Origin of the sequence: Alteromonas sp. MMG017, from assembly GCF_018100795.1 — a bacterium.
In the GTDB taxonomy this organism is placed as follows: domain Bacteria; phylum Pseudomonadota; class Gammaproteobacteria; order Enterobacterales; family Alteromonadaceae; genus Alteromonas.
On sequence record NZ_JAGJDY010000013.1, the window covers coordinates 1 to 21,757 of the forward strand.

Annotated in this window: 20 protein-coding genes and 3 tRNA genes; 17 read left to right on the plus strand and 6 right to left on the minus strand. The window is 42.6% G+C overall.

Translation table 11 applies throughout. From position 1 onward, the window contains the following. The first annotated feature begins 653 nt into the window (after window positions 1–653). From ovoA to J8L84_RS17665, 9 genes are all read left to right on the plus strand, one after another. The gene (ovoA, locus tag J8L84_RS17625; RefSeq protein WP_211071845.1) at window positions 654–2,753 is read left to right on the plus strand and encodes a 5-histidylcysteine sulfoxide synthase; all 2,100 of its coding nucleotides are present in this window, start codon (window positions 654–656) and stop codon (window positions 2,751–2,753) included. 61 nt (window positions 2,754–2,814) lie between these two features. Further along, window positions 2,815–4,287: an aminotransferase class I/II-fold pyridoxal phosphate-dependent enzyme gene (locus J8L84_RS17630; RefSeq protein ID WP_211071846.1), complete on the plus strand. Its 1,473-nt coding sequence runs from the start codon at window positions 2,815–2,817 to the stop codon at window positions 4,285–4,287. 253 nt (window positions 4,288–4,540) lie between these two features. Further along, a complete protein-coding gene (locus J8L84_RS17635) occupies window positions 4,541–5,266 on the plus strand; it encodes a pirin family protein (protein ID WP_211071847.1) in 726 nt (241 codons plus the stop codon). A 205-nt stretch (window positions 5,267–5,471) separates the two neighbouring features. Next, window positions 5,472–6,116, plus strand: coding sequence for a UvrY/SirA/GacA family response regulator transcription factor (uvrY, locus tag J8L84_RS17640; protein WP_061997299.1), 645 nt, complete (start codon window positions 5,472–5,474; stop codon window positions 6,114–6,116). A gap of 6 nt (window positions 6,117–6,122) precedes the next feature. Beyond that, the gene (uvrC, locus tag J8L84_RS17645; protein WP_211071848.1) at window positions 6,123–7,940 is read left to right on the plus strand and encodes an excinuclease ABC subunit UvrC; all 1,818 of its coding nucleotides are present in this window, start codon (window positions 6,123–6,125) and stop codon (window positions 7,938–7,940) included. Between the two features lie 114 nt (window positions 7,941–8,054). Continuing rightward, a complete protein-coding gene (pgsA, locus tag J8L84_RS17650; protein ID WP_057791898.1) occupies window positions 8,055–8,633 on the plus strand; it encodes a CDP-diacylglycerol--glycerol-3-phosphate 3-phosphatidyltransferase in 579 nt (192 codons plus the stop codon). Window positions 8,634–8,784: 151 nt separating this feature from the next. After that, window positions 8,785–8,860, plus strand: a tRNA-Gly gene (locus J8L84_RS17655). Between the two features lie 14 nt (window positions 8,861–8,874). Then, a tRNA-Cys gene (locus J8L84_RS17660) sits at window positions 8,875–8,948 on the plus strand. Window positions 8,949–9,010: 62 nt separating this feature from the next. Next, window positions 9,011–9,097, plus strand: a tRNA-Leu gene (locus J8L84_RS17665). A 398-nt stretch (window positions 9,098–9,495) separates the two neighbouring features. Here J8L84_RS17665 and J8L84_RS17670 read toward each other — a convergent pair. The 3 genes from J8L84_RS17670 to J8L84_RS17680 all read right to left on the minus strand — a co-directional run bounded on the left by J8L84_RS17670 (window position 9,496) and on the right by J8L84_RS17680 (window position 12,317). Further along, complete coding sequence (locus J8L84_RS17670) at window positions 9,496–10,443, minus strand: DUF2589 domain-containing protein (RefSeq protein ID WP_211071849.1); 948 nt, start codon at window positions 10,441–10,443, stop codon at window positions 9,496–9,498. Window position 10,444: 1 nt separating this feature from the next. Then, window positions 10,445–11,122 (minus strand): hypothetical protein, encoded by a 678-nt coding sequence (locus tag J8L84_RS17675; protein ID WP_211071850.1) that lies wholly within the window; start codon window positions 11,120–11,122, stop codon window positions 10,445–10,447. A gap of 64 nt (window positions 11,123–11,186) precedes the next feature. After that, the gene (locus J8L84_RS17680) at window positions 11,187–12,317 is read right to left on the minus strand and encodes a DUF2589 domain-containing protein (protein ID WP_211071851.1); all 1,131 of its coding nucleotides are present in this window, start codon (window positions 12,315–12,317) and stop codon (window positions 11,187–11,189) included. A gap of 310 nt (window positions 12,318–12,627) precedes the next feature. Here J8L84_RS17680 and J8L84_RS17685 point away from each other — a divergent pair, with 310 nt between their 5' ends. From J8L84_RS17685 to J8L84_RS17720, 8 genes are all read left to right on the plus strand, one after another. Beyond that, entirely contained in the window at window positions 12,628–13,335 is a 708-nt protein-coding gene (locus J8L84_RS17685) for a tRNA-uridine aminocarboxypropyltransferase (RefSeq protein WP_211071852.1), read from the plus strand. 65 nt (window positions 13,336–13,400) lie between these two features. After that, a complete protein-coding gene (tpx, locus tag J8L84_RS17690; RefSeq protein ID WP_057791866.1) occupies window positions 13,401–13,895 on the plus strand; it encodes a thiol peroxidase in 495 nt (164 codons plus the stop codon). Window positions 13,896–13,963: 68 nt separating this feature from the next. Further along, window positions 13,964–14,788 carry a sulfurtransferase gene (locus J8L84_RS17695; protein ID WP_211071853.1) on the plus strand — a complete coding sequence of 275 codons (825 nt, stop codon included), beginning with the start codon at window positions 13,964–13,966 and terminating at the stop codon, window positions 14,786–14,788. Between the two features lie 60 nt (window positions 14,789–14,848). Beyond that, window positions 14,849–15,565, plus strand: coding sequence for a Sir2 family NAD+-dependent deacetylase (cobB, locus tag J8L84_RS17700; RefSeq protein ID WP_211071854.1), 717 nt, complete (start codon window positions 14,849–14,851; stop codon window positions 15,563–15,565). 102 nt (window positions 15,566–15,667) lie between these two features. Continuing rightward, a complete protein-coding gene (locus J8L84_RS17705; RefSeq protein WP_211071855.1) occupies window positions 15,668–16,357 on the plus strand; it encodes a LysE family translocator in 690 nt (229 codons plus the stop codon). 138 nt (window positions 16,358–16,495) lie between these two features. Next, window positions 16,496–17,257, plus strand: coding sequence for a stress protein (locus J8L84_RS17710; RefSeq protein ID WP_348771849.1), 762 nt, complete (start codon window positions 16,496–16,498; stop codon window positions 17,255–17,257). Beyond that, on the plus strand, window positions 17,250–18,041 hold the full coding sequence (locus J8L84_RS17715) for a glucosaminidase domain-containing protein (RefSeq protein WP_211071914.1): 792 nt from the start codon (window positions 17,250–17,252) through the stop codon (window positions 18,039–18,041). Before J8L84_RS17710 ends, J8L84_RS17715 begins: the two co-directional genes overlap by 8 nt. Continuing rightward, entirely contained in the window at window positions 18,038–18,673 is a 636-nt protein-coding gene (locus tag J8L84_RS17720; protein WP_211071856.1) for a DUF2987 domain-containing protein, read from the plus strand. The genes J8L84_RS17715 and J8L84_RS17720 overlap by 4 nt, the downstream gene beginning before the upstream one ends. Here J8L84_RS17720 and J8L84_RS17725 read toward each other — a convergent pair. The 3 genes from J8L84_RS17725 to uspE all read right to left on the minus strand — a co-directional run bounded on the left by J8L84_RS17725 (window position 18,665) and on the right by uspE (window position 21,734). Then, window positions 18,665–19,666 (minus strand): patatin-like phospholipase family protein, encoded by a 1,002-nt coding sequence (locus tag J8L84_RS17725; protein ID WP_211071857.1) that lies wholly within the window; start codon window positions 19,664–19,666, stop codon window positions 18,665–18,667. The two genes, J8L84_RS17720 and J8L84_RS17725, sit on opposite strands and share 9 nt — an antisense overlap. Continuing rightward, entirely contained in the window at window positions 19,667–20,608 is a 942-nt protein-coding gene (gene ttcA, locus J8L84_RS17730; RefSeq protein ID WP_211071858.1) for a tRNA 2-thiocytidine(32) synthetase TtcA, read from the minus strand. It abuts the gene before it with no gap. A gap of 202 nt (window positions 20,609–20,810) precedes the next feature. After that, the gene (gene uspE, locus J8L84_RS17735; protein ID WP_211071859.1) at window positions 20,811–21,734 is read right to left on the minus strand and encodes a universal stress protein UspE; all 924 of its coding nucleotides are present in this window, start codon (window positions 21,732–21,734) and stop codon (window positions 20,811–20,813) included. Window positions 21,735–21,757 lie beyond the last annotated feature (23 nt).

The window sequence follows — 21,757 nt, forward strand, 5'->3', positions numbered from 1 at the left end:
TTGTTGCGGGTTTTTTTGTGCCTGAAATAAAGTGCCTTAATACCAAATCAAGCAGTATTGAACCGCGTAAAAATTTGTGAATGTTTAATTAAATAAAATTCATGATTCTACAACTATAATTAAGGATAGGAGGCGTTCTAGCCACTAGGTAGCGCTACTGCGTTAATATAAGCACTAACAAACAACCAATGGCGGTAAAAAAGTACTGCAACTCCTTGAAAGTTTTTCTGATCTTCCTCTGTCTATAGTTTGTAATAAGCTCTTATAAAATTACTACATTCATTATGGCTAATGTGTCCGGCTGACCAACATTAATAAAACAAAGTGAGAAATTAAGAAAGGCTCACGAGTCAGTCGCATACTGGTCACATAATTCTGATAAAAACGATTAACTATTAGCTTTGTATATTATGACCGTTGTAAATAGGTACACTTGTTGAGACTTGTAGAAATCGATTAGATTGCAGTTGTGTGGTCTGGGCTTCACTCTAATGTCCAATTGCAATTAAGGTGTATAGTAAGTGATATATAGAGGTTATTACTTAGAGGTTATAACTCATTACAGTGCTAATGCTTAAAACGAAAGTGTAAGTGGAACGCAGCGACAACCCGTTACGCCCACTGACGAAAAAGAATAAATATAGAGGATTGATATGCAGGCTATGAGTACGCTCAATTTGAGTCAGGGTAGTGTTGAGCAAAAGCGTGAGGAAATCAAAGCGTATTTTACCGATTCGTTTGATACTTACGAAAACCTATTTACTTGCCTAGCAAGCGATGAAGCCTATTTTCAGCGTGCTGAAAAGCTTCGCCATCCACTTATCTTTTATTTCGGCCATACCGCTACTTTTTTTATCAATAAACTTATTCTGGCCAAAACCATTACTGAGCGTATCAACCCGAGATTCGAGTCGTTGTTTGCCATTGGTGTAGACGAAATGAGCTGGGATGATCTCAACGACGAAAACTACGCATGGCCTTCTGTTGATGAAGTGCGTCAATACCGCCGCCAAGTGCGGGATCTCGTGTTATCGGTAATAGAAACCCTCGATTTTAGTATGCCTATTAATTGGGAGAGCCCAATGTGGCCGCTAGTGATGGGTATTGAACATGAACGCATTCATTTAGAAACATCCTCGGTACTTATTCGTCAACTACCCATAAGCCAAGTGAAACCCGACAACGAAAATTGGCCTAGATGTAAGGTTTCATCCAGTGCACCTACCAATACATTAATTGATGTGCCAAGTGGCGACGTCACATGTAACAAGCAATGGAACGACGCCTTGTATGGGTGGGACAACGAATATGGTCATCATCAGGCAAACGTTACGGAATTTAAAGCGAGTCAATTTGTTGTTAGTAATGCCGAGTTCTTAGCGTTTGTAGAAGCTGGCGGGTATGAAAACTCCGAATATTGGGAAGAAGAGGGCAATAAGTGGCGCGAGTACACGAAAGCAGCTCACCCGACTTTTTGGGTAAAGACTGATAACGGTTATTTGTATCGCAGTATGCTAGAAGCGTTTCCGTTACCGCTTAATTGGCCCGTGGATGTGAATTACCATGAAGCCAAAGCTTTCTGTAATTACAAAAGCGAGCAGACGGGTTCGTTAATTCGTCTTCCAACTGAAGATGAATGGCTACGTTTACGTGAGTTTGCAGGCGGTACCGAAAATACCTATTCAGACGGCTATAATATTGCGTTAAGCAAGTATGCGTCTAGTGAGCCGGTTGATGTTAACCAAAGCGGTGTTTTTTACGATGTAGTTGGCAACGTATGGCAGTGGACTGAAACGCCAATTTACCCCTTTGATGGGTTTAAAGTGCACCCGCTGTACGACGATTTCACCACGCCTACCTTCGACAACAAACACAACCTTATTAAAGGCGGAAGCTGGATATCTACGGGGAACGAGGCAATGGCACAAAGCCGTTATGCGTTTCGCCGTCACTTCTTTCAACACGCAGGCTTTCGCTATGTAGAAGCTGCGCTACCCATACAGGTAAATGATTTGGATTACGAAAGCGATACACAGGTATCACAATACAGTGAATTCCACTACGGTGACACTTACTTCAATGTAGAAAACTTCGCTAAAGCCAGTGCGCATTTTTGTTTAAGCCACATGCCGGAAAACAAAGGCGGCAAAGCGCTAGACTTAGGCTGTGCGGTAGGGCGTTCGTCGTTTGAGTTAGCTACCTATTTTGATCACGTTGATGGTATCGATTTTTCTGCTCGGTTTATTAAAACCGCCGTTGCCATGCAAGAACGTGGCGAAATTCGCTATAACCTTATTGAAGAGGGCGAACTTACGTCATTTAAAGCGCGTAAGTTAAGCAACATGGGCTTAGCGGAATCTGCGGAGAAAGTACACTTTGCCCAAGGCGATGCGTGTAATTTGAAGCCTCAATTTACAGGCTACGATTTAATCTTTATGGGTAACTTGCTTGATAGAGTGTATAGCCCTAAGAAAGTATTGAACGATGTTACTGCAAGGCTAAATGCTGGCGGCTTGCTGGTAATAGCTTCACCATTTACGTGGTTAGAAGAATACACAGAGCGTAGTGAATGGTTAGGGGGTTACAAAGATGAGAACGGTGAAACCCTAACATCTACGGAAGCTTTGGAAGCAACCCTTAAAGAAAGCTTTGAGCGAGTAGGGGCGCCCACTGAAATACCTTTTGTTATTCGTGAAACGAAGCGTAAATTTCAGCATACACTGTCTGAATTTAACGTGTTTAAAAAGCGATAGCATTGTGCGTGTACAGCGTTTGAGCTTTATGTTCTGTGCCAACAGCTAATTAAGGTAATTAATGAAAGCACGCAAGGAAGGCGCTTTGGCTGACGCCGAACAAATTAAAGGCAACGGCTTAAATACAAACGCAGCGTTGAAACAACAGGTTGACGATATCGACAACCTGTTTTCTGAGGAATTTAATGAATTTTCAACGCTGTGGCACACACCTTTGTGTCACGGTGACATTGAAGACAAACATGACGACAACGATAATCGCAACGTCAATGGCGACTATGGCGATGTTCAAGTAAGCAACAACCGCCTAAAGTTTTCGTCTCTTTCGTCTCGCTTCCCTCATGCTCCAGAAAACGCAGTAAGCATGTGGATAGCTGATATGGACACAGCGCCATCAAAACACATCGCCCATGCCATATCGGCATATGTATCGTCCCATTATGGATATCAATCAGTTGATATTGGGGAGGTGGTGGCAGCGCGTTACGCTAAGCAAGGTGCGGTCATTACTGCCAATTCGGTAGTGAGTACGGCAAGTGTTATGGCGGCAGTCGATACCGCTTTGAAGGTGTGCACGACAAAGGGCGATAAAGTCATGGTGCTATCGCCTACCTATGGCCCACTTCGAGAACGAATTGCGGCGCAAGGGCTAGCGCTGGTTGATGTTAGTATTGATGACATTAGTATTAGTGATAGCAATGCTAACGAGCTTGGTGATGAAGGCAGATCTGATGCAGGTGATGAAAAAGGTTTAGAAAAAAATATAACGGCGTTGTTAGATGAAGATTGTAGCGCCTTTGTACTTTGCCACCCGAATAACCCCACAGGCACAGTGCTCAGTGAATCGCTCCAGCATGAAATTGCCCGCTTTTGTAAAACTCACAATATCACGCTAATTCTAGATGAAGTGCACAGTGAGTTCGGCTTTGTTAATACCGATACAATGGCTAATACTACTGTTAATTCTGCTGCTAATACCAAGAGCAACACCAAGCATATTACGCATTATGGAAATAATACGAGTGCCATTAAACCGTTTGCGATAGATAGCCAATTTGCGCAAGACACAATTATTCGAATAAACAGTGCTGGTAAAGCATTTAATTTATCAGCTATTCCCGCTGCGTCGTATGCCATTATCGCAAATGATGAATTGCGGGATAAGTTTGCCCGAGAAATAGACAGCTGCCATCTTGAGGCGTCACCCGTAGCAAAAGTTGCACTCATTGCAGCTTACGAAAAAGCTGATGATTGGTTGGCGTGTGTGCTAAAAGCTATTGCGTTCAATCGACAATACACGAAAGCGTTAATGAATATACTGAGCCCGACAATACCCTTTACGTTGGGCGAAGCTGGTTATTTCTTGTGGCTGAATTTGAACCAACGCTTTGTAAATGACACTTTCGTTGAAGTCTGTAAGCGAGGGGTTATTGGCGTAGATGGAGCAAGCTTTAACGCTCCAGGTTATTTGCGTCTTAATTTAGCCTGCCATCCCAGTGCTATAAAAACGGCGCTACTAAGATTGTTTTCTTAATAAGTTATCGCTTTCAACGTAGTCGTAGTTCTGCGCGAAGGATTACTAATACCAAACCCTAAACCTAAGCCAAATTTACGTGAGCCTAGGCCTTCCCCCAATCTATTCATTCTCTAAAAACGAATGAACGGTGCTAATTTCGCTAATTTTATCCCGCAGGTTAGGTACTACAATATTGTGTATTGAAAGTTAATTATCGAATACAAGCACCCTAGTGGTGCTTGGAAATGAAAGTCGATGTAAGGATTTAAGTATGCAATACATTCGTAAAGGTAGTGAAAGGGGTAACATCAATCTTGGTTGGCTAAACAGCAAACATAGCTTTTCATTCGGACAGTATTATGACGCCAATCATATGGGGTTCTCTGCATTAAGGGTATTTAACGACGATATCGTACAAGCGGGTAGAGGCTTTGAAACCCATGGGCATCGTGACATGGAAATTATCTCTTTTGTGGTCAGCGGTGCGCTAAAACATAAAGACAGTACTGGGAACGACTATGTTATCCCTGCTGGTGATATTCAAGTGATGAGTGCAGGAAAGGGTATTCGGCATTCTGAAATGAATGCATCTGATTCTGAGGAAGTTAATTTTATTCAAATTTGGATTGAGCCTAACGTTACCGGTGTTCAGCCTGCTTATTTACAAAAGTCGGTGAGTGATAAAAAAGGGTTAGAGCTGCTAGTTAGTGAGTCTGGACAAGACGGCTCGTTAAAAATTAATCAAGAAGCGCGCATTAGCAAACTGGCCCTTAGCCAAGGGGAAAGTTTTGACTTAACCGTTGAATCTACAGCAACCTTGGGGGCGGGCTATTTGCACATTGTGAAAGGAGAATTAACGGTTAACGACGTAAAATCCGATAAAATGACAACCTTAACGAAAGGCGATGCCATCGGGTTAGGCGCTAAACAGAAAATAGTAGTGTTAGCCAATGATGATGTGCTTGCACTGTGGTTTGATTTACCTGCTATTCGCTAAAATGTCGGTGCTGTACCTTTATTGACCAATCAGGTCCGTTAATGATTGTTTTTATACATCTCCTTACTACAAATTTACACTGAAAAGTTTACCTAGTCGGTAGTCGTGGTATGATACGAACGCATGATTGGTAAGTAACTGGTGGAATTCACCACGGTTACGGATCTTTTCTGTTTGAAAGCAAACCGTAGTCAGTGAGATACATGTGATAAAGATAATCCTAGCAGATGACCATGATTTGGTCAGAAGAGGGATCCGCCGAATTCTGGAAGATGTCGTAGATTTTTCAATCATAGCTGAAGCTAAAAATGGCGAAGATGCCGTACAGCTATGTCGAAAAAACGCACCAGATGTGGTACTCATGGACGTAAATATGCCCGGCATTGGCGGGCTAGAAGCTACCAAACGCATTGTGCGGATGTCAGAGAACACCCGCGTGATATGTTTGTCTATGCATAAAGAAAGCCCCATTCCTATGCAGGTAATGAATGCAGGTGCCTTTGGTTTTTTAACTAAAGATGCTGAACCTGAAGAAGTTATTCGAGCCATTCATAAAGTGGTTGCTGGGCAAAAGTATATCGATAGTGAAGTTGCGAACAGCATTGCCATCGATAAGCTTTCCCCAAATTCAGACAACCCGTTCAATGATTTATCAGATAGAGAGTTAAGTATTGCGCTTCGCCTGACCAAGGGCAAACGTGTACCTGATATTGCTACTGAACTAAGCATTAACGCAAAAACCGTCAATACATACCGTTATCGTATGTTTGAAAAGTTAGGCGTAACCACTGATGTGGAATTAACCCACTTAGCGCTTCGCCACAAACTCATCGATTCGAATTTGCTTTAGGCCTGTATGTCTGCATTTGATTCCGCAGCGTTTCTCAAAAATTTAACTTCTCAGCCTGGCGTATACAGAATGTATAACGCCCAGGAAGAAGTGATTTATGTAGGTAAAGCAAAGAACCTTAAAAAGCGTGTTTCTAGCTATTTTCGAATGAATGTCGATAATGCAAAAACACGCTCATTGGTAATGCAAATTGCCAATATGGATGTCACCGTTGTAAACAGCGAAACAGAAGCGTTTTTGCTAGAAAACAACTTCATTAAGAAGTACAAGCCGCGTTACAACGTGGTCATGCGTGACGATAAATCCTACCCCTTCATATTCCTATCTGATCACCAGCACCCACGCTTATCGTTTCACCGTGGTCCGCAAAAGAAAAAGGGCGAATATTTCGGTCCTTATCCTAGTGCGGGTGCAGTTCGTGAAAGTTTGCGTTCTATGCAGCGTATTTTTCCAGTACGTCAGTGTGAAGACAGTTACTATCGCGCAAGAAGTCGCCCCTGTTTGCAATATCAAATGCAACGATGCAGTGCCCCCTGTGTTGAAGGCTACGTTAGCGACGAAGAATATAACGAGCAGATAGACCTTGCTAGGCTATTCCTTAAAGGTAAAAACCAACAAGTGATTGGTACCTTGGTTGATAAAATGGAAAAGGCCAGCGAAGCACTAAACTTTGAAGCTGCAGCGCGTTATCGCGATCAAATCAATACGCTTCGCAAAGTACAAGAGCGCCAATGGGTGGCCGGTACTCAAGACGAAATGGATGTATTTGGCTTTGCGGTGAAAGGCAATATGGCGTGTATTCAAGTGATGTTTATTCGTGACAGCCAACTTTTAGGAAGCAAAGCGTTTTTCCCTAAAGTGCCGAACACTGCCGATGAACAAGAAATATTCGAATCCTTCTTATTGCAGTTTTATTTAGCGGGCAACAAACTTATACCTAAACAAATGGTATTTGCCAGTGCGTTGTCTGATGAAGAAGCGATTGCCGATTTACTTAGCAGTGAAGCTGGCTACCGTGTGAATTTCTTCAAAGGTGCACGTGAAGAGAAACGTCGCTACCTAGAATTGGCACAGGCCAACGCAGAAACTGCACTAGAAGCCCAGTATGGCGAACAAAAATCGGTATTTGCCCGTTATCTCGATTTAGAAACGGCGCTTGAGTTAGATGCGCCACTGCAGCGTATGGAATGTTTCGATATAAGCCACACCTCAGGCGAACAAACGGTGGCATCCTGCGTGGTGTTTAATCGTGAAGGCCCCCTTAAAAGCGATTACCGCCGCTATAATATTGAAGGCATTACCCCTGGCGATGACTACGCGGCCATGGCACAAGCGCTAAAACGTCGCTATAAATCGGTTAAAGAAGTACAAAAAATTCCAGACTTGCTGCTTATTGATGGCGGCAAAGGGCAGTTATCTCAGGCTGAAACTTTCTTTGAAGATTGGCCTCATGATAAAAAGCCTATGTTATTAGGGGTGGCGAAAGGCACCACTCGTAAGCCGGGATTAGAAACTATTATATTGGCCGATAGCCACGATACTGTGCCTATGGATAGCCACTCACCCGCATTGCATCTTATTCAGCATATTCGAGATGAATCTCACCGCTTTGCTATTACAGGGCACAGAAACCGCCGTCAAAAGGTTAAAACCACATCAAGTTTAGAAACCATACCTGGGGTAGGGGCTAAACGTCGCCAAACACTGTTGAAATACATGGGCGGGCTGCAAGGGCTTAAAAAGGCCAGCAAGGATGAAATTGCCAGCGTACCAGGTATTAGCAAAGAGTTAGCTGACACCATATACGACCATCTTCATCTTTAATCTCATCCAATACGCGCATTAATACGTAAATTGCGGTAATCTGTTAAAAATTGAAGGCTTAAGAAAAGCCGCGCTAAACCTGCCTATGATAGGCGAAAATTTTGAGATGTATTTATGTGGACGGTTCCAAATTTAATTACTCTATTCAGAGTAATCCTTATTCCTGTGTTTGTTGGTGTTTATTTTCTTGATTGGCGTTGGGCCCACGAAGCTGGCGCATTTATTTTCTGGCTTGCGGCTATTACCGATTGGTTCGATGGTTACCTAGCCCGAAAACTTGAACAATCTACGCCTTTTGGTGCTTTCCTCGATCCTGTTGCCGATAAGCTCATTGTTGGGGCGGCACTATTAATGATTACCCACAGTTACGGCAGTTTATGGATAACCATTCCAGCCATTGCATTATTAGTGCGTGAAATTTACGTTTCAGCGCTTAGAGAGTGGATGGGACAAAATGGCGTGAGGGAAGCGGTAAAAGTGTCATTTATTGGCAAAGCAAAAACAACTGCACAAATGTTAGCCATTATTGGATTATTGTCTGGCCTTGAATCGTTTATGGGCATTCCACTTTATTGGGTAACCCTAGGACATATTTTACTTTATATCGCTGCAGTGCTGTCAATTTGGTCAATGATTATCTACTCACGTGCTGCGTGGCCACACCTAAGTGCGGGTTTAAAAGATAAGATTTGATCGTCTATTGAGCAATGTGAATAAAAATGTAGCAAACGATCACAAAAATGCATATTTCCTTGTTTTTCGTATTGACACTTTCAGCGTTACAGGTAGAATTCACCGCACATTTCGAGACGGCAACAACGAAACGAAATGTAAGGCTTTAAATGCGGGAATAGCTCAGTTGGTAGAGCACGACCTTGCCAAGGTCGGGGTCGCGAGTTCGAATCTCGTTTCCCGCTCCAAAGTCTAGTATTACGGCGGAATGGCAGAATGGCTATGCAGCGGATTGCAAATCCGTGGATCTCGGTTCGACTCCGGGTTCCGCCTCCATAATGCTTTAATGCTACAACAGGTTTCTACGCCTGACACCCCAACCGAAAGGTTACCCCGATGCCCGGGTGGTGAAATTGGTAGACACAAGGGATTTAAAATCCCTCGTCAGTAATGACGTGCCGGTTCAAGTCCGGCCCCGGGCACCATTTCTTTAAAGATTAATTTCAAAACAGTTTCAGCTTTTTTTCGTGCAGTTATCTGTATTACCAAACTTCGATAAATTATTTCGCACTAACATTAATTCACTATCTGTGTCTAAAATAGTATTTTCAGAAAAAAACGAAACAGATTTATTTAGTTTATGGGTGGCGTACAGAATTGCCTGTAAACGTTTTGGCCGCTTCGGCACTTTCCAACGCATTATGTAGCTCTGCCATGGCGGATATCGTTTCTTTAGATGCTTCTCTATTCATTGTTAGTTCTACTAAACAGTGAGGGCATTTTACTACCTTCTGAAAAAGTAGATCTTGTAATGAAACCTTTATATTGTGGCCACAGGATTCTGTGGGACATGGTATTCCGGGTGCTGTATTTTGAGTATTAATCATGATTTTAATATCCTAAAGTAAATTTTAATATTAGACGTTAATGGGCTCGATACGTTTATAAATCCGTTTGTCACTTCTTTGAGGGTAGGATGAAACGTAACTTTTATTTCTCCACTCGTGTTTGTGAGAACTTGCACTTTTTCTATAGAGCTACTTCCCACGATGTCTCCACTATCAACGGTGATTTTCTTACCGAAAGTCTTTTCTAACTCTACTTTTTCATTTGGAATTAAGGTTACCGTTAAGGGTACTAAATCCATATCATCACTTTCAGCTAAGCTGTCATTAAACTCATCATTGTTTTTTACTAATGTTAACGTTAGTGGAACCTCCTCCTGATCCATTAATAGCCTAGAAGTGTTCGACTTGATTTTTAAATCATAAGCAATATGTCCTTCGACGCCTTGGCTAGATACATTTAGTAGTTGTAAAATTCCTGACGGTAAATCTGACGAAACGACATCCATTTTCACCTTCATGTTGGTATTAACTTTACTGTACTGCGTTGATTCAGCAGACTGAGCGTCTTCTTTAGACGATGAAGATTCATACGGCCCTAACATAGCTATTAATTTTTTATCATTTTTACTTTCATCCGCTTGCTCCCATGTTTTGGTCGATACATCGACCCAACTTAGTATGTTAATGCCCATTTCGAATTGGGCTGAGTTAATGGTGTAATAGGGTATGGTGATCAAGGATATGATGGGTATTTCAACCCGCATTGTTTGAGCTGCTCCACCTTTTACATAATCATAGTAAAATACAAATTTAACAGCTTCGCGTTTTCCATTCGTGTTTGTGAAGCAGTACTCATTTAAGAAATTTAGCGTTGTATTGTTTCCGTTAGCACTCGACTCAATAATCGAAGTTAATGGAAACTCGACTAATTTCTCAAAAGTGAAAAGATTCGACATTACAGTCTCTTCGGTAAAATTATCCATACTAGGTACCTGCTAAGAAAATTTTTCGTTTTGAATTTTCGTCACCGCCCTCAGCACCTACCTTATCTGCATATCCAGCTTTCATACCGGCTACTTCTGCTTTCACGTTGATTGAGCAGAGTATGTCATCGTTATATGAATTAAGGTCGCTGATAGTAAGTAACGCCTTTAGACCTGAATTAGATTCGTTTACTTCTAGTAGCGGTTTCGACTCGCTAAAATCATGAACTAATTGTTGTAGCGATTTAATAAACTGTCGAATATCGTCAATTAACTTTTTGTTATTTTGAAATTTTAAAGAAGCAGGGGGGATTGTCTCATCACGCTTCCAAATTGATGAAATGAATGCTTTTAATGCATCTGCATCTTCAATTGGCAGTTGGTGATGTTGCAATGACGATTGAATAAACGCCTTTAGCTCAGAATGAATCAATTCACTCAGTTCTTTGCTCATACCCTCACCGATTAGTGAATCTGTTTGTTCAAGCCCAAATTTAAGCTCGAAATCAAAGGATTTTATATTCGCTGTGGGTACAGCAAAGTACTGAAGTAGTTCATGCTTACGATTCAATCCAACATAGCTTTCGGCAATAACTGCCGAACGAATATTAGCTTGGTTTTGAGCGTTGATCATATCTATCAATATCGAAGATAGAACCGATTCCAAAATGTCCGACATAATTACTCCCCCCTAGTAAGTAGGAATTTAAACTTAATTAACGTATCAATGTTTCAGTGCATATTTATCCTTTAGCTTTGCCTTTTGAGCTCGTTTTTGTTCCTTGAGGTGGGGGATTCTCTACCTCAACGACAGGGTCAGTGTTCGTGACCACGGTGTATGTGTAATCAATGATCTCTTGCTCAGTCTTGTCAGAATTTGCGATAGGTACCATCGCTTCTATTTTCAGTTTTCCCTGAGAATCAACCGCGTTTTCTGACAATGTAACAAGGAATTGAACTACGCCTTTCCTGTTTGTATAACCTGTGACTGCATCTGCATCATTTGTCTCAGGACCTGTATCTCTACGCCTAAATGCTTTAATCAAGTCCTTGGTTACATTTAGTCTTTTACCACTTACCAAGTTATTTACTTCAGCTTGTAATTCTTCGTGATCATTACCCTTAATCAAGGTAATTGACTCGAAAGGATTTTCACCGACGGGAGTAATGGTAACTTTACCTGATTTAACATTTCGCCCTTGAGTGTCGGTCATGGTGACTTGGATAGTCCCATTTGGCGTTCTGTCAATATTCAGATTAGCAGGGGTAATTAATACCTGCTCATCCACTCCAACTGTTGTTGCACTACCTTGTAAGATATTAAGCACGGTTTGCAGGCCTGTAGGCATACCTGATTGGCCACCTTTAACATTTACATTCATCGTATACTCAACCGAGTACTTTGATTCTTGTGCGGCTTTAGAATGCTGTTTTGATGAATAATTAGCTTCTGCTTTAACCTTAATACTAAAAGGACCTATACCCAGTGATGCTTCTGCTGATGCATCAACTCCCAGTTCAGTGTCTGAGCTAGTTTCTTCAGTAGATGACGAACCAGCAGATATGTTTGCGATGAAATCAATCGTAAACTCTGAAACTTCAATACTAGGGATGGTTAAAATAACAAGTAAAGGAACCGTTAATGTGGCTTCTTGGCCGTTATTGTTATATGTAAATACGACGTTCACCGGCTTCTTTTCGTTTGTATCGGGGTCAATAGTCAAACAGACTTCATTTATAAATTCATAGGTGGTTTTCGCTGCCAGAGCTTGAGCTTTGATTATTGCGTCCATCGGCCCGCCTATAAGTGAACTAAAATCTAGTGCTTGAAGTGCGTTGGTCGCGACGGTGTTAGGGGTGACATCTATAGCCATTTCAATTCTCCAAAATTTTATTAAGGTTATGGAAAACTTGTACACAGCATTCGTTAAAATATTACAAATTCACAATAACCATAGATTCAATGAAATTTTCCAACCTTCCGTTAACCTTCTGTTTACATAATGTGCTGTTTTATGAATTGTTTTCAAAGAAATCAATTATTCTAAAACATTGGGGATTTTGTTTCGGAACGTAGCAAGTGATGAAATGGCAATATGAGTTATAGGGTTTTCGCGTTATAAGGGGGAACGGTAAGTCACGCTCTGTGCTACCATATCGTCTTAATCTGATTGAGTTTACTGCGTGCCTTCACATATTAATTCCATTTTATCGCTTAGAACGTCTGAGCTTAAACGTGCCAAGCGAGCATTCAATGCCCGTGGTAGTAAAGTTATCCGTTGCGATATTTGTTTGTTGCCGGTAAACGCATGTATTTGTGCTGATAAGCCTGAACCACAAGCATCCTGTGCGGTACTCTTCATCATGTATAAGGGTGAGTACTACAAGCCTACCAACACAGGAAGGTTAATTGCGGATGTGGTAGCAGAAAATTACGCGTTTGTATGGCGCAGAACAGAGCCTGAAGCGGATTTATTGGCGTTGCTCAACAACCCTAAATATCAACCCATTATTATATTTCCCCACGAGTATGCTGAGCCAGAACGCTGCATACCCAAGCCAGAAGCTAAAACAGATAAAATTCCGTTGTTTATTTTTTTAGACGGTACGTGGCGTGAAGCGCGAAAAATGTTTGGAAAAAGCCCGTACCTTGATAATTTTCCAGTGCTGGGCGTATCCCCAGAAATATCGTCTAATTACTTGTTGCGTGAATCTACACGGGAATTCCAGCATTGCACTGCAGAGGTGGGAATAAACGTGTTAGATTTGGCAGGTGAGGTTGAAGCGGCTACGGCGCTAGCCAAATACTTCAGTATTTTTCGACATCAATACTTAAAAGGGAAGCCCCATTTAAGTCACAAAATTGAATTTGCAAAGGCGCAAGTTAAGTAACCCTTGTCTTGCGTGCATTCGCGCTTAACTATAAGGTTAAGCAATCAAAACCCAAGGAGAAAAACATGGCAACAGTTACGTTTCAAGGTAATTCAGTTTCAACTGTAGGTTCGCTTCCAGAAGTTGGGCAGCAAGCCCCAGACTTCACATTAGTTAAAGCGGATTTAGGTGAAGTAACCCTCGCTGATCTTAAGGGTAAACGCGTTATTCTTAACATTTTCCCTTCTGTGGATACGGGTACATGTGCAACGTCAGTGCGTAAATTCAATGAACAAGCCGCTGGTCTAGACAATACACAAGTTATTTGTGTATCCGCTGACTTACCGTTTGCAGCTGGCCGCTTCTGTGGTGCTGAAGGTATTGAAAATGTTATTACCGGTTCTACTTTCCGTACAAGCTTTGGTGACGACTATGGTGTTGCGTTCACTTCAATGCCGCTAACTGGTCTGCTATCACGAACAGTAGTTGTGATTGATACCGACGGTAAGGTACTTTATACCGAGCAAGTGGCTGAAACCACTGAAGAACCAAACTACGATTCAGCAATGGCTGCTTTGTAATTAAGCGTAAATAGCTCAAACCAGTAATGCCCACTGCGTTACGTGGGCATTTCAATGGAGAGAGTGATATGTCGATGTTAGTTAATGTTCAACAACTTGCCACGCAACTGCAAGATGAACCCATCATTTTAGTGCGTGCGGTTATGGATGACCCGGTTACCAAAACGCCTGATTCTCGTGATGCTATGGTGTTGCCAAACTCTGTGGATATAGACTTAGACGGCGAGGGCAGTGATCACACCACTGGTTTCCCCCATAGTATGCCAACCGAATCTGACTTTGCTTTGTACTTAGGGCGACAAGGTTTGACCGAACGATCGTCTGTCGTGGTTTACGATACCCGAGGCATGTACAGCGCCCCTCGTGTTTGGTGGATGCTTAAGGCCATGGGGCATGAGAACGTAAAATTGTTAAATGGCGGCCAAGTAGCCTGGGAAGATAAAAGCTTACCGGTATCAGAACAACGAATTCCCTCACATTTTAAGTATGAAAGTGATGCGCAGAGCAAATGGTTCGTTAATAGCTCCGCGGTTATTCAAGCGATTAATACCGATGCGCAACTGGTCGACGCCAGAAGTGAAGCTCGGTTTTACGGAAAAGTGGCAGAGCCTCGCCCTGGGGTTCGTTCTGGGCATATGCCCGGCGCTTACAATCTTCCATTCACAGCGCTGTTAGATAATGGCTTTTTCTTAAGCGTTGAAGAATTAAAAGGCGTTTTTGCCAACGCCGACATTGATTTGTCGAAGCCGATTATCTGTACCTGTGGTTCAGGGGTCACCGCGTGTATTGTGGGTGTTGCTGCACTTATGTGTGGAGCAAGTGATGTTGCTATTTACGACGGTTCTTGGTCTGAATGGGGAGCAAATGCAACTTTTCCAGTGGTGACTGATTAACAATATCATGTAAGTTAGGGTAGTCGTGTTACGTGTATAACTTTCAAAGGAATTGAGCTTATGAGTATAGCCCCTCGCGTTGTAGTGTTAACGGGTGCCGGTATCTCTGCCGAGTCTGGATTAAAAACATTTCGCGACAACAACGGATTATGGGAAGAGCACAGTGTGGAAGACGTGGCTACGCCCGAAGCTTTTGCTCGAAACCCTGACCTTGTATATCGATTTTACAATGAACGAAGGCTGCAACTCACCAACGCTGCTGTTATGCCAAATGCAGCCCATGAAGCGCTAGCAACACTTGAACGCGCTTTAAAAGGCCAACTTACGTTGGTTACACAAAACGTGGACGATTTGCATGAACGGGCGGGTAGTGAACGTATTTTGCACATGCATGGAAAATTACTGTCTAGCCGCTGCGAAACGACGAATAAAACATTCGAATGCTATACAACGTTTGATGGTCAGAGTCTTTGTGGTTGCTGTAACACCACAACACTGAGGCCGGACATTGTATGGTTTGGCGAAATGCCCCTTTATATGGATGAGATTGCCCAAGCTATTGCCAATGCCGATATCTTCTTAGCCATTGGAACCTCAGGTAATGTCTATCCTGCCGCTGGGTTTGTGATTAATGCCAAAGATTCTGGCGCCAAATGTATTGAACTGAATTTAGAGCCCAGTGCGAACAACTATTTATTCGATGAATCTATTAGCGGTAGTGCCACTAAAATAGTTCCAGAGTTTGTTGCTCGGTTAATTGAAGAATATGATTTGTAGATAAACCGATGATTTAATGATAAAAACCGCTAAAGCCTATTCACTAGCACTTAGGCTCACGTAAACTGAGCGCTTAAAAATACAGAGTAATAGAAATAACCCATGCCTTACCTTAATGAATTTTTGACCATTGCCCTAGTACACCTTGTTGCAGTGGCTAGTCCAGGCCCTGACTTTGCAGTAGTCGTTCGAAATAGCCTCGCGTATGGTCGCCGTATTGCTATTTATACCAGCATTGGCATTGGACTCGCAATTTTGCTGCACGTTGGGTATTCATTAGTGGGATTAAGCGTGGTAATAGCCAGCACGCCATGGCTGTTTAAAACCTTTAGTTATCTTGCTGCAGGTTATCTTTTATATCTTGCGTATGGCGCACTAAAAAGCGGGCCTAGCCAACCACCAGTAGAAGGCGAGGCTGCGGTAAATAATATAGATAACTCTGTTGAAAACAGGCGAGCTAACACCGAGGCAGCTAATAACAGCAAAGCTAGCCCACTAATTTCTGCTCAAAAAGCACTTTGGATTGGCTTTTTAACGAATGGTTTAAATCCTAAAGCGACTTTGTTTTTCTTATCACTTTTCACCGCTATTATTGATATCGACACGCCTTTTTCAATCAAACTTGGCTATGGCATATATTTAGCTATCGCAACAGGGCTTTGGTTTTGCTTTTTATCCTACCTACTTAGCACCAGTAAAATTGCTCAACTTATTGGTAAAAAAGGGTACTGGCTCGACCGCGCGATGGGTGTTTTATTGGTTGGTTTGGCCGCAAAATTAGTTTTGGGCTAACATTTCGCTCAGAGATCGATTCTTCGAAACTAATCGCTAGGCATTACATTTAATCAACTAATGCGTGGTTATTGGGGTTAACCGCCATATTTATGTATAATGCGGCGGTTAAATTCGATAGCAGCAGTAGAGGAACGTGTGGCAGACAATAAAATGCCTTTTAAAGATAACCAGCCATCTAGCAAGCTAGAAAGAACACTTTCAAAGCAGTACGATTTCGATATTAAATCGTTGTTTTCCCGCGCTAATGGTTTGGTGAAAGCAAATTTTTCAAGCCTATTCCAAGCATCATTGGTTTTATTTCTCACGTTTGTCGCACTTGGTTTTGTTGCTCAGAAGTTCATCATTTTTAATGACGATGGCACTTTTGTTTTTGAACACCAATCGTTAATTGAAATAGTCGCTATTTTCATTGTTGCACCGCTTATTGGCGGGTTATACATGATGGGGGTAAGCCACGCCAGAGGTCAAAAGACCACGGTATTTTCTATTTTCAGCTACATCTCTTTAATATTCGCATTAGCGCTTACACAGCTGGTGAATGGCATAGTGGTACAAATCGGCTTGGTGTTGTTATTCGCACCCGGTGTGTATTTATGGATGGCCACCTCTTTTTCACTGATGCTAGTTGCCGACAAATCGTTAACTCCACTACGCGCTATTATCTTATCGTGCCGCGTATTCAATGCATATTGGGCACCGTTAACCGGTGTTTTTGCCGTCTTCATTATATTATTTATCACGGTTCCGTTAACACTAGGTTTGTCTCTTGTGTGGGTTCTACCCCTGTATTTCAGTATGCTAGGCTTGTTGTATGAAGAGATGATTGGTGAAGAGGGCGAACCAACACCAAGCCACACTGTTCAAAATAAAACGAATGAGTCGAGCTTCGATGCATAAACGGGAAACCCTAAAAATTGTTTTAATTACTATTGCTGTATTAGCAGTCATAGTCATTAACGCGCTTATACTGACTAAGCGCGAACCCGATATTTTAGATATTCCTGAAACACCTGAAGCGACTAAACCTGTTCCCGATTTTTCTGCTTATACCGACGTTAAAGAAAAAAAGACTGCCTTTTTTGATTACTTACGCCCTGAAGTTGAAAAACAAAATGCATATTTACTTACGCTTAGACACTACATACAAACCTTGTATCGTAAGGCTTTAAACGAAGAGCCGCTAACTGACGATGATATTAGCCGTCTTGAGTGGCTACAAACTGAGTACCGAGTAAAGGCAGACCAACCGCTAACCTCTCGCTTGCTTGCCTTGCTGCATAAAATTGATATTTTGCCTGCTGAATTGGTGCTGGTTCAAGCGGCGAATGAGTCGGCATGGGGCACCAGTCGTTTTGCCAAAAAAGGCTATAACTTCTTTGGTATATGGTGCTTTGTGAAAGGCTGTGGCTTTGTACCAGGTAAACGAAATGCCGGCGCAACGCACGAGGTAGCCAAGTTTTCAAGCCTTTCTCGCGCTACCTATACTTATATGCGAAACCTTAATAGGCACGATGCCTACACCGATTTACGAGAAATCAGAGAGCGGTTAAGGGCAAATCAAATCCCCATTACAGGCGTCGCCTTGGCAGAGGGGTTAATGAACTACTCTGAGCGTGGCGCGGCCTATGTAGACGAATTACAAACCATGATCCGGTTTAACCAGGAGTTCTTAACTGAATGAAACGTATAGCTTGCGCGCTTTTAGGCGCATTACTCACCTCTAGCGTTGCCGCCGAAATGGTTAATGTTGAATACAGCCGCTTTTATAGCCACGTAAAAAAGCTGGATAACGAAGATACTCAAGCCCTGCAATTCGCTTTTGGTTTTCTGCGTGTTGGTGAAGGGCGTTTATGTGAAATTAACAATGCTGAAATAGTCACTGACAAACAAACTATGCCGTTAGAGATTAGCGATGAGTACCGCTTCACTGTACCTACAGAAAAAGCGCTAAAATTAGCAAATGCTTACGTGCGAATAGATTTAACTGAAGCGGCTAATGTGTGTGATATGTCGGTGCAGCTAGAAACAAAAAGCAGCTACCTAACCGCCAGTTACACAAAAGAAGAGCTGAATTTTATTTATGGCCAATATGAAGCTTTCTTTAATGAAATGGGCAGTTTCTTGTCGTTCTTAATGCCAACGGTGAAAGGGTTGATGTTGCAATTTGATGATAAAAATCTGGATTATATAACCCCAGAGGGCCTGCATATTAACAACGGCATACTTCACTTAGAACAAGGTGAAATTAACGAAAATAAAGGGCTTACGCTACCGAAAGCCCCCCTTCGTGTTACCGCTATGGCATCAAGCTAATAGCTGATACTTAATTTGCTCAGCAATACGGGTGATAGTTTGTTCACCCTTTTCACATAGCTCTTGTGCACGGTGAAATTCCATAATACCCACGTCGGTTAGTTGGGGTTCGATAAGAATATCTGGCGGATCGCCCGCTAAACGTGAACGTGTCACCCTTGCTTGTAGTATCTCTAGCGAACTACTCATCACACTTAAAATTCCTGGAGGGTTACCTCTAGGCACTTTATTTGGCGGCGGCGAAATCGTTTCTTCTATGGCTTCAATAGCTTCGCTAGCAATGCCTTCGTTTTGTTCGCTATGTTCGGTGTCGGTTTCAGTTTCTTCTTTATCTTTACTATCAGGTGAGAACCACTGCTTAAGCACGTTTTGGCTTTTAGTGAAGAAGTCTTCTGTTTTCCTTTGATTCTCTTCGTGATCTAGACGTAGTTTCTCAAGCCTAAGGGGCCTGAAATCAGCATTCAGGTTCACGGCAATAACAAAATCGGCACCAAGCTGACGACACAGATTAACAGGCACCGGATTAACTACCGCACCATCTACTAACCAACGATCGCCATGGGCTACAGGGGCAAATAGGGCAGGAATAGCACACGAAGCTTGAATAGTATTGCCAATCTCACCGGAACTAAACACCACTTCACGACCTGTGTACAAATCGGTAGCCACTGAAGCGAACGGCTTCTCCATTGCTTCGTAGGTTGGGGCACAAAACTCGCTAGCAAGCTTATCAAACACTTTTTGCCCGCTAGCAATGCCGCCTCTACGTAAGCCAACGCCCATCAAAGCAAGCACCTGCCAATCTGACAAAGAACAAGACCACTCTTTAAGGCCTTCTAATTTGCCACTGGCGTAGGCAGCACCAACATAGGCTCCAATAGAGCAACCTGCCACCACGTCAATTTTAATACCTAGCTTTTCTAATGCTTGAATAATACCAATGTGGGTCCAACCTCTTGCAGCTCCCGCACCTAATGCTAGACCTATTTTCATTTAGTTTGATTCCATCAAATTGATAACTTGAACCGTGTCGTCAGTAGGCTCACTGGGTGACTCGAAGCTGGGTGGATCGAAACCAATATCACCATCTTCCACTGGACCGTTCTGTGTAGTGATGCCTTTAAAGTCGTGCAAATTCTTATCGACCAGATGCGACGGCGCTACATTTTGAAGCGCACTGAACATAGACTCAATACGCCCAGGGAAACGGCGATCCCAATCTTGTAGCATGGCCTTAACGTTCTGACGCTGCAAATTCTCTTGAGAGCCGCACAAGTTGCAAGGAATGATTGGAAATTCTACGGCATCAGAATAACGCTGAATGTCTTTTTCAGTGCAATAGGCAAGAGGTCTTATCACAATATGCTCGCCATTATCGCTTACCAACTTCGGTGGCATTGATTTAAGCTTACCGCCATGAAACATGTTCAAAAAGAAGGTTTCTAGCATGTCGTCACGGTGATGGCCAAGGGCAATTTTAGTGGCGCCTAATTTTTTTGCCGTGCTGTATAAAATGCCGCGACGTAATCGCGAACAAAGTGAGCACGTGGTTTTACCTTCTGGCACTTTATCCATAACAATAGAGTAGGTGTCTTCTTCTACGATTTTGTACTCTACCCCTACACTTTCAAGGTATTCAGGAAGTACGTGCTCTGGAAATCCTGGCTGCTTTTGATCGAGGTTAACCGCAATAATGTCAAAATGAATTGGCGCAATGCGCTTTAAAAACATAAGAATATCAAGCATAGCGTAACTGTCTTTACCGCCAGACAAGCACACCATGACTTTATCGTTGTTTTCAATCATGCCGAAATCAGCAATCGCTTTGCCTACATTTCGACGAAGTCGCTTTTGTAGCTTGTTAAAGCTGTATTTTTGTTTATTTTGAGACGCGGTTAACGGAGCGTCCGCACGGTTTGTGCCTGCACTGGTCATATCAATAGCTTGGTTACTGCGAAAAAAACCATTATACAGTAATCAAGTAAAATTGAATGTGTGAGGTTAAGATTTTTTGTATCTTGTTGGCACGGGCTGCTACAAAATGCCAATAGCGCTAAAGGCTAAACCCAATAGCGCTTCAAGCTACAAAGCTACGCTAGCGAACCGTGCCAACAGACTGTGTTTAAATGCTTATCTATTAGCGTGAAAGAGGCGAAATAAAGCCGTCTGGTTTTATTGCCAGTACATCACACACCAGCTCATCTATAACATGTTCAGCAGTGTTACCTATAAGGGCCGCAGAAATACCAACTCGGCCAACCGTGCCTATGATCACCAGTTCGGCATCTATATCTTTGGCTATTCTTGGAATGACTTTTTCAGGTAGGCCTTCTTTAACGTAACAGCGCTCGCTATCAATAGCATACTTTTCGCTGTGTTTGTTCATCTCAAGTTCGTGATGGTGCTTTACGGCGTTGTTGTACGTATCAGGGTCGAACTCAGGAACTTCAATCGCGATATTAAGCGGTGTAGCAGGATAGCTGTTAACCAAATTTACGTTGCCACTGAGTAGCGCGGCATAATCGTTAGCAATAACTGTGATTTTGTCGTTGAGTAGCGCATGTTCGTCGTCTTCACTGCCTACATTGACTGCCGCAATAATTTCACCATTGTCGGGCCATTCATGGTCTTTTACCAACAATACGGGGGAGGGACATTTTCTAAGTAGGTGCCAGTCTGTGGGAGTGAAAATAACAGAAGCTAAATCGTCATGGCGTTTGGTTGCTTTAACAACCAAGTCTATATTGTTATCTATTACGTAATGCACCACAGCTTCAAAGGCGCGGTTGTTCCATTCAACAACAATATCGGTTTTTTCAAACCCTAAATCGCTAAGGGTTTTACGTAACCAACCCGCATGTTCCTTAGTGACCGCATCACGCATTGCTTCGCGATCATCAGGGCTGAGCATGGTAGTCATATCATAAGATAAATCGTAAACCACCAGCATGGCGGTGACAGAAGTCCCTGTCTTTTTGGCAAGTTCGTATGCACGGCTAAGCGCAGGTTGAGTATCTCTATCGGCTTCAATGACCGCTAAAATACGTTCATACTTAATCATAACCCCTCCAAACATCGTTAGAA